Annotated in this window: 12 protein-coding genes; 9 read left to right on the top strand and 3 right to left on the bottom strand. The window is 64.0% G+C overall.

The window, feature by feature from the left end:
- Positions 1–135 precede the first annotated feature (135 nt).
- The 3 genes from AC1DK4_RS22465 to AC1DK4_RS22455 all read left to right on the top strand — a co-directional run bounded on the left by AC1DK4_RS22465 (position 136) and on the right by AC1DK4_RS22455 (position 2732).
- Entirely contained in the window at positions 136–780 is a 645-nt protein-coding gene (locus AC1DK4_RS22465; protein WP_441621020.1) for a cysteine hydrolase family protein, read from the top strand.
- Entirely contained in the window at positions 777–2354 is a 1578-nt protein-coding gene (locus AC1DK4_RS22460) for an aldehyde dehydrogenase (NADP(+)) (RefSeq protein WP_441621019.1), read from the top strand. The genes AC1DK4_RS22465 and AC1DK4_RS22460 overlap by 4 nt, the downstream gene beginning before the upstream one ends.
- Before the next feature lie 84 nt (positions 2355–2438).
- Entirely contained in the window at positions 2439–2732 is a 294-nt protein-coding gene (locus AC1DK4_RS22455; RefSeq protein ID WP_441621017.1) for a hypothetical protein, read from the top strand.
- A gap of 198 nt (positions 2733–2930) precedes the next feature.
- Here the strand turns inward: AC1DK4_RS22455 and fumC are convergent, their stop codons facing one another.
- Positions 2931–4331, bottom strand: a complete 1401-nt coding sequence (fumC, locus tag AC1DK4_RS22450; protein ID WP_441621015.1) for a class II fumarate hydratase — start codon at positions 4329–4331, stop codon at positions 2931–2933.
- A 206-nt stretch (positions 4332–4537) separates the two neighbouring features.
- Here fumC and AC1DK4_RS22445 point away from each other — a divergent pair, with 206 nt between their 5' ends.
- Positions 4538–4726 carry a hypothetical protein gene (locus tag AC1DK4_RS22445; protein ID WP_441621013.1) on the top strand — a complete coding sequence of 63 codons (189 nt, stop codon included), beginning with the start codon at positions 4538–4540 and terminating at the stop codon, positions 4724–4726.
- 144 nt (positions 4727–4870) lie between these two features.
- Here the strand turns inward: AC1DK4_RS22445 and AC1DK4_RS22440 are convergent, their stop codons facing one another.
- The gene (locus AC1DK4_RS22440) at positions 4871–5344 is read right to left on the bottom strand and encodes a winged helix-turn-helix transcriptional regulator (RefSeq protein ID WP_441621011.1); all 474 of its coding nucleotides are present in this window, start codon (positions 5342–5344) and stop codon (positions 4871–4873) included.
- A gap of 142 nt (positions 5345–5486) precedes the next feature.
- Between AC1DK4_RS22440 and AC1DK4_RS22435 the strand changes: the two genes are divergently transcribed.
- Both AC1DK4_RS22435 and AC1DK4_RS22430 read left to right on the top strand, forming a co-directional pair.
- Positions 5487–6680 carry an MFS transporter gene (locus AC1DK4_RS22435; protein ID WP_441621009.1) on the top strand — a complete coding sequence of 398 codons (1194 nt, stop codon included), beginning with the start codon at positions 5487–5489 and terminating at the stop codon, positions 6678–6680.
- A 327-nt stretch (positions 6681–7007) separates the two neighbouring features.
- Positions 7008–7445: an HU family DNA-binding protein gene (locus AC1DK4_RS22430; RefSeq protein ID WP_477131786.1), complete on the top strand. Its 438-nt coding sequence runs from the start codon at positions 7008–7010 to the stop codon at positions 7443–7445.
- A gap of 149 nt (positions 7446–7594) precedes the next feature.
- Here AC1DK4_RS22430 and AC1DK4_RS22425 read toward each other — a convergent pair whose 3' ends face one another.
- Positions 7595–8560, bottom strand: coding sequence for a Bug family tripartite tricarboxylate transporter substrate binding protein (locus AC1DK4_RS22425; protein WP_441621005.1), 966 nt, complete (start codon positions 8558–8560; stop codon positions 7595–7597).
- Positions 8561–8848: 288 nt separating this feature from the next.
- On the opposite strand from AC1DK4_RS22425, the gene AC1DK4_RS22420 reads away from it, so the two are divergent.
- From AC1DK4_RS22420 to AC1DK4_RS22410, 3 genes are all read left to right on the top strand, one after another.
- Complete coding sequence (locus tag AC1DK4_RS22420; RefSeq protein WP_441621004.1) at positions 8849–9718, top strand: LysR substrate-binding domain-containing protein; 870 nt, start codon at positions 8849–8851, stop codon at positions 9716–9718.
- A gap of 488 nt (positions 9719–10206) precedes the next feature.
- Positions 10207–10992, top strand: a complete 786-nt coding sequence (locus tag AC1DK4_RS22415) for an alpha/beta fold hydrolase (RefSeq protein ID WP_441621002.1) — start codon at positions 10207–10209, stop codon at positions 10990–10992.
- Positions 10993–11033: 41 nt separating this feature from the next.
- Positions 11034–12647, top strand: coding sequence for an MFS transporter (locus AC1DK4_RS22410; RefSeq protein WP_441621000.1), 1614 nt, complete (start codon positions 11034–11036; stop codon positions 12645–12647).
- Positions 12648–12690 lie beyond the last annotated feature (43 nt).

Here is a 12690-nt window from a genome sequence, read left to right as displayed (position 1 = left end):
TTCTTGACACTATGATTTTCATAGTTATACTGGGACGTACCGATGCGCGAGACGTCGCCCATCCCGAACAAAGCAGTCCGGCGCCACTGCGAAATGCGACCCCGGTCGCACATGCTTTCTGAATGGAGTACTGAAATGGCTAATCCCGTGTATCCCGCGGAGCGCACCGGCCTGCTGCTGGTGGATCCGTATAACGATTTCCTATCCGACGGCGGCAAGCTGTTCCCGATGCTCAGGAACGTGGCAGACGACGTTCGCCTGCTCGACAACCTGCGCGCATCCGTGGCGACAGCGCGCGACGCCGGCATCCAGGTGTTCTACGTACCGCATCGGCGCTGGCAGCCAGGCGATTACGACAACTGGGACCACCCGAATCCCACGCAGCGCCTGGTCCAGCAGCGCCACACTTTCGCCAAGGGCACGTGGGGCGGCGAATGGCATCCGGACTTCGTGCCGCAGGATGGTGACATCGTCATCCAGGAACACTGGGGCCAGAGCGGGTTCGCCAATACCGACCTCGACTTCCAGCTCAAGCAGCACGGCATCACGCATGTGATCGTCGTGGGCCTGCTGGCCAACACCTGCATCGAGTCGACGGCACGCTTCGCCATGGAGCTTGGCTATCACGTCACGCTCGTGCGCGATGCCACGGCTGCTTTCAGCAAGGAAATGATGCATGCCGCGCATCATCTGAACGGCCCGACCTTTGCCCACGAAATCCTGACCACCGCCGAACTGGTTACCGCCCTTCCCGTCGCCTCGCAGGAGAACGCAGCATGAACCTCACAGGCAATCTCCTCATCGGCGCGCAGGAAGTGGGCGCCACGGCGGGCAGCATGCAGGCGCTGAACCCGGCAAGCAATCTCGAGTTCGCGCCAGCCTTCGCGTTCGGCGGACTCGATGAAGTCAATCGCGCGGCGCAACTGGCCGACGACGCGTTCGACAGCTACAACAGCACAAGCCTGGAGGTGCGCGCAGCGTTCCTGGAACGCATTGCCGACGGACTCGACGCCAATGCCCAGGCGCTGGCCGAACGCACCGCGCTGGAAACCGGCCTGCCCGCCGCCCAGCTTGCCGGGGAAGCCGCAAAGGCCGCTACCCAGTTCCGGCAGTTTGCGACGGTGGTGCGCCAGGGGCGCTTCCGGCAGGCGACGATCGATCCCGCGCAGCCGGAGCGTCAACCGCGCCCGCGCATGGATCACCGCATGCAGAAGATCGGCCTCGGTCCGATTGCAATCTTCGGGGCAAGCAATTTCCCCATCTCGTACTCGGTCGCCGGCGGCGACACGGCATCGGCGCTGGCAGCCGGATGTCCCGTCATCCTGAAGGCACACAACGCGCATCCCGGCGGATCGGAAATCATGGGCCGCGTCATCCAGCAGGCCGTAAGAGACTCGGGCCTGCACGAAGGTGTCTTCTCCCTGCTGCGCGGCGGTGGCAATGCGATCGGCGAAGCGCTGGTGGATCATCCGCTCGTCAAGGGCGTGACCTTCACCGGCTCGGAGGCTGGCGGGATGGCGCTATACCGGCGTGCACAGCAGCGTCCGGATCCGATCCCTGTCTTCACCGAGATGACCAGCGTCAATCCCACGTTCGTGCTGCCTATCGCGCTCTTCTCGCGTGCCGGTGAGATTGGCGACGGCTTTGCCGAACGCATGCTGGTGAACGTGGGCCAGGCTTGCCTGAAGCCCGCAATCCTGCTCGCCATCGACGGCGTGGGCTACAGCGAACTGAAGCAGGCGATGATTGCCCGCGTCAAGGCGATGCGGTCTCGCACGATGCTCACGCCAGGCATCAACATGGCGTACCGCAAGAACGTGGGTCGTCAGCTCGACGCAGGCGCAGAAGAGATCGCGGCGGGCGCCGGGCCCGAAGGCGAGTGGGACGGCCAGTCATTCCTGTTCGAGGTGGACGGCGCGCGCCTGCTCGACGAGCCGGCATTGCTCGAAGAGGTCTTCGGACCCGCGGCACTGCTGGTGCGCGTCAAGGACGACGAGCAACTGATCGCCATCGCCAGGCGGTTCCGGGGCCAGCTCTCGGCGACGATGCATCTCGAGCGCGCCGATCATGCGCTGGCTACGCGGCTCTTGCCCATCCTCGAACGCCGCACCGGCCGCATCGTCATCAATGCGTTCGCGCATCCGCAGGAGGTTTCCTACGCATCGATTCACGGCGGTCCGTTTCCGGCCACCTCCGATAGCCGGTTCACGTCGGTTGGCATGAGTGCGATCGAACGATTTCTCCGGCCCGTCTGCTACCAGGGCTTCCCGGACGAGCTGTTGCCGGAGGCGCTCCGGCACGACAACCCGCGCGGCCTCTGGCGGCTGACCGACGGCGAACTGTCGAAGGCCTGATCCCGCCCGGCACCCGTCCGCGCCGCAACGGCGCGGGCGGCGCCACTTCGCAAGCAGCAAACGATCCGCACACAGGAGATACCCATGCAGTTTCTTGTTCTGGTTGCCCGTACCTCGCCCATCCCTGAAGACATCCCCACCCTCGCGGAGCGCGAAGCCGAGTCCGAGGTCATCCGCCATCTCTACCTGGATGGCGTCGTCAGGCAAATCTGGCTGCGCGGCGACGGGGGCGCCTGCATCATCGCCGAGAGCGACGATGCGCAAAGCCTGGAGCGCTCGTTCTCCGCCCTTCCGCTGGTGAAATCCGGTTTCCTGCAAGCGCCCACGGTGATCGCGCTGAAGCCCTATTCGGGCTTCGGCCCCAGGGCTGCGCCTTGATCGACAGGATGTTGTGATGCCGCCGAGGCGCTGGCCAACGTCAGGGATGACTCCGATCTGAACCGAACGGAAGAATTGAACGGAACCAAGCTGATCGAGGCGCTTGTCGTTGCGCTGCGCATCAACGCGGCCCAGCCCGCCCGTTACGTCGGGCAGCCGGGCCGTGGGTCCGGATCCGGATCCGGCGCGCCTGAGGTATCAGGCGCTCGGATGCGTCATCTCGATGGGCACGATCCAGCGGGCGTATTCTTCCTCGCTCAGATAGCCCAGCGCCAGCGCCGCCGCCTTGAGCGTCAGCCCTTCCTTGTGCGCCTTCTTGGCGATTGCCGCTGCCTTGTCGTAACCGATATGGCGGTTCAATGCCGTCACCAGCATCAGGTTCTTGTCGAGGTTCTCCGCGATCTTCGGCAGGTTCGGCTCGATGCCGACCGCGCAATGGTCGTTGAAGGCCAGGCTTGCGTCGGCAATCAGCTCGATGCTTTCCAGCACGTTGTGCACCATCACCGGCTTGTACACATTGAGCTGGAAGTTGCCCTGGCTGCCGGCGAACGCCACCGTGGCATCGTTGCCGAACACCTGCGCACAGACCATGGTCATCGCTTCGCACTGGGTCGGATTGACCTTGCCCGGCATGATCGACGAACCCGGCTCGTTCTCGGGAATATTCAGCTCGCCGATGCCGCAACGCGGCCCCGATGCCAGCCAGCGCACGTCATTCGCCATCTTCATCAGGCCGCCGGACAGGGTGCGCAGCGCGGCCGAGGTCTGCACCAGCGCATCGTGCGCGGACAGGGCAAAGAACTTGTTGGGCGCATCGACAAAAGGATGGCCGGTCAGCGTGGCAATATAGGCCGCCGCGCGCGCGCCGAACTGCGGATGCGCATTCAGGCCCGTCCCCACGGCCGTTCCGCCGATCGCCAGTTCCAGCAGGCCTGGCAGCGCGGTCTTGACCGCGTTCAGGCCGAAATCGATCTGCGCGACCCAGGCGCTGATCTCCTGGCCGAGCGTGATCGGCGTGGCGTCCTGGAGGTGGGTGCGGCCGGTCTTGACGATATCCTTGTACGCCGTGGCCTTGGCCGCGAGCGTGTCCCGCAGGGCTTCCACCGCCGGCAGCAGCTTGGTGTAGATCTGCTCCACCACCGCGATGTGCATTGCCGTGGGGAAGGTATCGTTGGAGCTCTGGCCACGGTTCACGTGGTCGTTGGAATGCACCGGCTTCTTGCTGCCCAGCTCGCCGCCGGCAATCTCGATGGCCCGGTTCGAGATCACCTCGTTGGCATTCATGTTCGACTGCGTGCCGGATCCGGTCTGGAACACCACCAGCGGGAAGTGATCGTCCAGCTTGCCGGCGATGACTTCGTCCGCCGCCCGCACGATCAGGCTGGCCAGATCCTTGGGCAACTCGCCCAGCTCGGCATTGGCCTCGGCCGCCGCCCGCTTGAGGATCCCCAGGGCACGGATGACCGGCCGTTGCCAGCGGAACCGGCTTACGCCGATGGGGAAATTGATGGTGGAACGCTGCGTCTGCGCGCCCCAGTATCGATCTGCGGGGACGTCGATGGCGCCCATCGAGTCAGTTTCGGAACGGAATTCGGACATCTGAGTTGCTCCCCAAACAAGGTTAGGCCAACGCCCTCCCGCTCTGGACGAGGGATGRCGTCTCGCGGTCAAAGATCAAGCTAACGTGAAACGATAGCGCACGTTGCCGTCACTAGCACGCGTACCCCGACGGGTGAAAGGGGTAAGTCGCCACGCATCAATGGACGATCCGCTGATCGTCCCGCAAGCCATTCTCGACACGCCCCGTGCAAGGTCAAGGCAAGTTCGTCGCCACCGCGGCGACAACGACCGCCTGCGGCAACTGGCCGACGATACGCAAGCGAGAAAGGCGTATGGAGACGGAAGCCGGCCATGAAAGCCAGCCCGAAAGGCATGGAGGGATTGGTGGTGGCGACGACATTGCCGTTGCCATTGCTGAATGGCTGAACCGCTGAACGGCTGGGCAGAAGAACGGCTGGGCGGCTGGACGCGGCGGCAGGAACCCGGAACCGGCCAAGGCCGGATCCGGCAAGTCCACCCGGCGCAACTCATGAGACAAGCGCCGGCGCCCCGGCAATCGGCTGCCGGGGGAAAGTGGCTCACTCCACGCCGAGGATGGCCCGGTTGCGGGCCTTGATCGTCTCCGCCGTCTTCGCCGTCGCGCCCTCGCCGGCTTCGACCCGCACGTCGCGTATCCCAAGCATGCGCTCTCCCACGCGCAGGCCTATCGGTTCGACGGGCAGGCCGCTGCTGTGCTCGACGAGCCGCAGCGGCGCTTCATGTCCGCACCACTTGTCGCCCCATTGCATCAGCGCGATGAGCACCGGATAGAGCGCCTCGCCCTTTTCCGTCAGCCGGTATTCGGTGCGCCGCTCGCTGCCCTCGGCCAGCACCTTGTCCAGCACGCCGTGCTCGATGAGGCGGTTCAATCGCGCGGTGAGCACGTTGCGCGCGATGCCCAGGTGGTCCTGGAAGTCGTCGAAGCGTGTCGTACCCAGCGCGCATTCGCGCACGATGAGCAGAGTCCACCACTCGCCGACCTGTTCGAGCGCGCGGGCAATCGAACAGTTCATGCCATCAAAGGTTTTTCGGTACATGGAGCCATGTTAAGTAAAAAAGTTGCACGACGCAACTTGACCTGATATCGTAAGTTTCGTCACAAAACTTATCAGGCTGACAGCCTGCAAGCGGCCGCGCGCCGCCAAGGATTTCCCCATGGATAGACGCCTCCTCGTTCTGGCCTGCGGCATGTTCGCCATCGGCACCGACAGCTTTGTCGTTGCCGGCGTGCTGTCGCAGGTATCCGCCTCGCTAGGCGTGTCCGTCGCGCTCGCCGGGCAGATGGTCACCCTCTACGCGCTGAGCTATGCGCTGCTGTCACCGGTCATCGCCGCGGCGGCCGCGCACTGGCCGCGCAAGCGGCTGCTGCTCACCGGCCTGGCGATCTTCGTGCTCGGCAATGTCGTGACCGCCCTGGCGCCAGGCATCGAGCTCGTGCTGGCGAGCCGGCTGCTGGCTGGCCTGGGCGCAGCCATGTTCAGCCCGACGGCGACGGCCACCGGCGCGTCGCTGGTGCCGCCCGAGCAGCGTGGCCGGGCACTCGCCATCGTCATCGCCGGCCTGTCCAGCGCGACGGCGCTGGGCGCGCCGCTGGGCACCTTCATCGGCGGCTGGCTGGACTGGCGCGCGACCATGTGGTTCGTCGCCGCCGTCGGCACGGTGGCCGCGCTGGGCGTGGCCTGGCGCTTGCCGGACATCCCGACGCCGCCGGCCGTCAGCCTCGCGCGCCGGCTCGCGCCGCTGGGTGAGGCGCGCGTGCTGCTGACGCTTCTGACCACCTGGCTGGTGTACGCGGGCCTGTTCCTGGTCTACACGTATATCGGCTTGAGCTTCGACCGCGCCACGGGCGGCGACGCGCGCGTGCTGGCGGTGCTGCTGTTGCTTTGGGGCGTGGCCGCGACGGCCGGCAACCTGGCTGCGGGCAGGCTGACCGACCGCTTCGGCGGCCGCCGCATCATCAACGCTGCGATCGCCATCGTCGCGCTGGACTTCGTGCTGTTGCCATGGACCTCGGCCTCGCTTGTGACAGCCGTGCCCGCCCTCATCGTGTGGGGCCTGTGCGGCTGGGGCCTGCTGGTGCCACAGCAACACCGCCTGATCAGCGTCACGCCCAGCGCGGCGCCGCTCCTGCTGGGGCTGAACTCGGCCGCCATTTACGTCGGCGTGTCGATGTCGGGTCTTATCGGCGGGGCCGCCATCACCTTGTTCGACCGTCACGCCCTCGGCCTGGTCGGCGCGGTCTTCATCACGGTGGCGTTGTTCGTCGCCGAATGGGCGCAACGGCGCATCGCGCGAACCGATCGCGCGCCGGCCGGCACGCCTGCCGCGCCGCCGGTCGCGGCCCGCTGAAGCGGTGGAACTCTCCGGCAGGAAGGCATGAGCCCGGGGGGGATCCGCCGTGTGGCACCCGCAGCGATCGATCTCGAAGTCGACGAGATGCGCCCTCGCATTGCGCCCGACACCTATTGCCGCCGGCTTTGCTCGCAGGAAGGACGCTCTCGCGAAGCGCGTCGGCGAGCTGCCGGGGCCTTCGGGCAATCGCACCTGCGAACGCATTGCCGCCACGCTACAGGCGGCCTGACGACACAAACGTCTGCCCACGATGCGAAAAATTCGCTATATTCTCGCCTAGCCGCCGCCGGCGGCCATTTCCGCTTATCCGAGGATCCTGCCCACATGGCAACCAAAGCAAAACCCACCGCGAAGACCCCTGCCAAGCCCGCTGCAAAGAAGGCCGCTGCCCCGGCCAAGACGGTAGYCGCACCGGCCAAGAAGGCCGCAGCCGCTGCGCCGGTTGCCAAGCCGCTGAAGGACACGTTCAACAAGTCCAGTCTGCTGGCCCACCTGGTCGCCCAGACCGAACTGGATGCCAAGACCGTCAAGACCGTGCTCGCGCATCTGGAGACCACCATCCTGAGCGCCGTGCACAAGAAGGGCGCCGGTGAATTCACCCTGCCGGGCCTCCTGAAGGTCGTGGCCACGCAGGTACCGGCGACGAAGAAGCGCTTCGGCAAGAACCCGTTCACCGGCGAAGACCAGTGGTTCGCAGCCAAGCCGGCAACCGTGAAGGTTAAGGTCCGTGCCATGAAGAAGCTGAAGGACGCCGCGCTGTAAGCAGCGCGACCTCCCAGACGCAAGAAGGGGCAGCTCACGCTGCCCTTTTTTTATGGAATGCGCGCGAGTGGCGACGACCAGGTCCGTGTCGAAAGGCGAGCAAGGTGATCGGGGGCCAATCGGGCTACCCATTCCCGGCGGAGCAGAACCTACTCAATAACGATCCCGGCGTCCTCTGCCAACTGCCGATAGCGAGCGGTCTCGACGCGGACCCGCCGGCGGAAGGCCTCCGCATCGCCTCGCACGACGGCAATCGAGTGCCKGGCGAGCGCCTTCTCCAGATCCGGGTCATTCAGCACCGCCTGCAGTTCCGATTGCAGCCGTTGCAGCACCATCTGCGGGATGCCGCGCGGGCCTGCCACGCCGAACCAGAACGAACCGCAAGGGTTCGCTATGCCAAGGTCGGCAAAGGTGGGGACTTCCGGATACTGAGATAGCCGTGCCGTAGCGCTGGTCGCCAGCGGTCGCAGCGAGCCCGTATCGATATAGCGCCTCGCGGTACCGACCGGGTCAATGCTCAGATCGATCCGCCCGCCCAGGACGTCTGCAAGCACTTGCGTGCTGCCCCGATAAGCGACGGGCAGCATATCGAGCTGAAACGTAGTGGCAATCATGGCGCCGATGAGGTGTGGCGCCGTCCCTGGGCCAGTGGTGCCATAGGTGACCATGCCCGGCCGGGCGCGCGCTTGTGCCAGCAGTCCGGCAAAGGACTGGATATCCGAGCCGGTCCTGACCGACAAGATGACCGGCGTTTCCGCGACGAGGCCGACAGGCGCCCACGCGCCTTCCGCGGCGATGGCCAGATGAGGTCGCAGGGCAGGCAGCAAGGCGAATGTCGTCGAGCTGGCCAGCAGCAGTGTGTACCCGTCTGGCAGCGCCTTTGCCACCCGCTCCGCCGCGGTCACGGTGGATGCGCCGGGCCGATTCTCCACCAGAACTGGCTTGCCTAGCCTGTCCTGTAGTTTGTCGGCCAGCACGCGCGCAATCGTGTCGCTGGTCCCGCCAGGACTGAAGGGGACAACCAGGTGCACGGGGCGATCGGGGAATGCGAACGCGCAGGCAGGCGCGGTGAGCACCGCCGCCATCGCCAGCAGGGCGCCGTATACGAATTGCACAGTCACGCGAGTCAAGGACATCGCTGTATTAACGGCAAAACGGCGACCAGGCTTAAGGGGACAGGAGGCAATCGGCAGCCCATCATGTCCCCGTGACCCCGCCGATGCTTTACCGAGCGGCATACTTTGCGCGACTTCGCAGAGAGCAACGGTGGACGTCTTGCACTGGACAGTCTGGGCAGTCCCTGAGGGTCAGGCGGGATCAGCCCTAGCCCTATCCACTCCATTGAAGCCCGTTTCTTTGACATGATCCCGATTCTATAGGAATGGGCTCAAGCAGATATTCACTTGTCGAACCTTCATCTCAAGAGATGGGTGGAATGCAGAGTTGAACGTGACGCCCGCGGCGATCGGGCAACTCATTCGCGGCCTCGAAAGCTATTCGATATTGAACTGTTCCACCGTTCCAGCTCCGGGCCGTCGCGACTGGCATTAACGGATGCCGCACGTGCTGCGCTGCCAGACCTTCAAGGCGGCTTCGATCTCCTTTCAAACGCGGTAGAGAGACTGAAAGCGAGCAAGTCACGCATTATCTTTACCGTGACGGTCCCGCCGGCATTTGCGGAAAAATGGCTCCTGTGGCGGGTTGACCGCTTTCAGCGGCGCCATCCTTATTACGATCTGCGGATCGAGACCAGTGGCCGCTTGGTCGATTTCACCTCCGAACGGATCGATATCGGCATCCGATATGGTGCTGGCGCATCGCCGGATGTCACGTCGACGTTTCTGCTGCGCGACGAGTTCTTTCCGGTATGCAGCCCAACCCTTTTACAGGGTCCCAGCGCATTGCGAGAGCCGAGCGACCTGAAGCATCATGCCTTGATACATGACACGTCGATGATTGGCTTCGGCATCTTTCCCTCGTGGCGCTCGTGGCTACTCCACGCGGGGTATGGAAATGTTGTCGATACCGACCGCGGCCTTCAACTCAATGATTCCGCGATGGCGGTTCAGGCAGCAATCTCTGGACACGGCGTCGCACTTGGCAGAACAACGCTGGTCGAGCGCGACCTGGCGGAGGGGCGCCTTATAAAGCCCTTTGAATACGTTCAGGGGTGCGAGTTAGCGTACTACCTAGTTCACAGGAAGGAGAGCGCCCAGCATGCACCGGTACAGGCGTTCAAGGAATGGTTGCTGGAAGAGGCGGGCTCTGGCTAGGCGCAGGCAGTCGCCTCAGTCTTGCACAGTGGATGCGGCGCGCTGGAACGGGTCGGGTCGGCAATAGAGAATGAGAAGGGAAGCCAGCAAAAGGAGCCGACCTATCTGCCTACTCGCAAGCCAAGCTCAACGCGATAGCACCAACTGGACACAGTAGTGCACCTGTGGGCTCGCACGGGTCTAGTGAACCTRCTCGCCCCTACACAAGCACGCGTCGCTGAAGTGGCCTTGCTCGCCGGGCGCCGGCAAGTTTTGTCTCGGTCTTGAGACGCATCCAGTCGCAGCTCTTGGATAATCGCGTTGCCATCGCACACGTATGGGCTCATACGTGGCGCCTCCAAAACTAAATAATCACCATTGAATCAATGGCTTACCAAAAAACATAACATTACCGACGGCGGTGGCATGCCGATTGCGAAGTCCCTTGGGCAGCCGGCCCGCGCATAGTGCGCGTGCCGAACATGCGCACAAAATGGAGGTGACAAGCAATGGTCCAGAAGAAACTCGTGGCAATCGGCGATGTGTGTGCTTGGGTGTCCGGGCAAGGCCCGGCAGTGGTGTTTTGTCATGGATTCACCACCACCAGTGAGTTTTGGAAGTCGCAGGCAGAGGACCTGTCGGCGAACCACACGGTGGTCTGCATCAACTTGCCCGGCCATGGGATCTCACCGGCGCCGCGTGAGCGTGCCTATACGATGGCAGCTTTCGTAGACGACCTGCATGCGGTTTTCACCACGCTGGGTCTCAAGGACGCGGTCCTAGTGGGACTGTCGATGGGCGGCACAGTTTCGCAGCTCTTCGCGCTCAAGCATGGATCGCTGCTGCGGGGACTCGTTCTGGTCGGTGCAACCCCGCATGGCCTGGGCGAAGACGTCGACGCGGCGCGCGTGCTGGAGGCCATCGATGTGTACGGCGTTGCCAAGGCGAGCCAGAACGTCATCGAGCGGTCGTTCGCGCCATCGGCCAGCCGCGAACTCATCGACTTCGGCAAGGGCGAGGTAGTGCAGACACCTGAGCATGTCGCCCGTCAGGCAATCGTTTCGCTGAACGGCAGCGATACGCGCGATCGCCTGTCGGGCATCGCATTGCCTACGCTCGTCATCTGCGGGACCGAAGACACCATCACACCGCCGCGGGAGTCCGTGCAACTCGCTGCAGGCATTCCCGGAGCGAGGCTGCACATGGTTGAAGGCGCCGGCCACTTCCCGATGCTGGAAGCGCCGCAGGCATTCAATGCCGTCCTCGGCGCGTTCCTTGCCGAACAGACCTGCTGAAGCGCCCTCTTCACGCATACCTGCCATTTAGGAGCTCCATCATGTCAGCAGGAACCATCGCCGCGCAGCCGTCGGCAGTCAACACCCGGGAATCGCGCCAGGTCGTCCTGGCCGCAGCCTTGGGCACGGTATTCGAGTGGTACGATTTTTTTATCTATGGAAGCCTCGCCGTATTCTTCGGCAGCTTGTTTTTCCCCAAGGGCAACGAAACCGCGGCGGTGCTTGCGTCGCTGGCCACCTTCGGCGCGGGCTTTGTGCTGCGCCCGTTCGGTGCCATTGTGTTCGGCAAGCTCGGCGACACCATTGGCCGCAAATACACCTTCCTTGTGACGATGCTGATCATGGGACTGGCTACCGCGGCCGTCGGATTGTTGCCCACCTATGAGACCATCGGTTGGCTGGCCCCTGCCACGCTGGTCACGCTGCGGCTTCTGCAGGGCCTGGCGGTCGGGGGTGAGTTTGGCGGCGCGGTGACCTATATTGCCGAGCATTCGACGGCAAGGGACCGCGGCCTGATGACAAGCTGGCTGCAGATCACGGGAACCGTAGGGCTGCTGATGTCACTGTTGATCATCATGGCGTTGCGGCAGATCATGTCCGAGACCGCGTTCGCGGCCTGGGGTTGGCGCATCCCGTTCGTGCTGTCGATCGGACTGCTGGTGGTTTCACTGTATATCCGACTGCGCCTGCATGAGTCGCCTGTGTTTGCCGAAATGAAGGCCCATGGCAAGACCTCGCGCAATCCGATCCGGGACATCTTCGGCGATCGCAAGACCCTGCGGCTAGTCTTGCTGGCGATCTTTGGCATCGTCGCAGGCCAGGCGGTGATCTGGTATACCGGCCACTTCTACAGTCTCTACTTCCTGACCTCGACGCTCAAGCTTGACTACCAGTCGGCGTACCTGTACCTGACCGTCGCGTTGGTGCTAGGCACACCGTTTTTCGTCGTATTCGGCCGGCTGTCAGACCGGATTGGCCGCAAGTGGATCATGCTGACAGGCTGCCTGTTATCTGCGCTGCTGTTCATACCGATTTTCAAGGGGCTGACTACCTATGGGAATCCGCAACTCGCCGAGTTTCGCGAGCGAACCAGCGTGGTGGTCCAGGGCGGCGATTGCCGGGAGGAGCAGTCTTTTCTCGGCCAACTGTTCAATCCCAAGCTGACCACGCCGTGCACGCGCGCCAAAGCCTTTCTTTCCGCCAATGCCGTGCCCTATGTTGCCAAGCCCGGCGACGGCCCGCTTGAAATCGTCCTGAATGGCAAGCTCACAGCGGGCTTTGATGAGACTCGGCTCAAGGCTGACCTGGTGGCCGCGGGCATGCCGCTGAAAGCAGATCCGGCGCGCGTTGATGCGCCCCGCATGATCGGACTGCTGTTCGTTCTGGTACTGCTCGCGACCATGGTCTATGGCCCGCTCGGCGCGTGCCTGGTCGAACTGTTTCCCACGCAGGTGCGCTACAGCGGCGTATCAGTAGCACTGCAGTTTGGCAATGGCTGGATCGGCGGCTTCGCGCCGTTCATCGCGACGGCGGTCGTGGTGCGGACCGGCGATATCTTTGACGGCCTGCTTTATACCGTCATCGTGGCTGCGGTCTGTTTCGTCATCGGCGCATGGCGGCTGCCAGAGACGCGCGGGCGCGACATGCGCGCCTAACGCGGCGACAAGGCGCGGGCGGTCGGCATGCCTCCTGTTGACT

Source organism: Cupriavidus sp. 05N38, assembly GCF_056397345.1.
The sequence above is the reverse complement of the archived record's forward strand: the minus strand, read 5'-3'. Positions and strand labels throughout refer to the sequence as shown.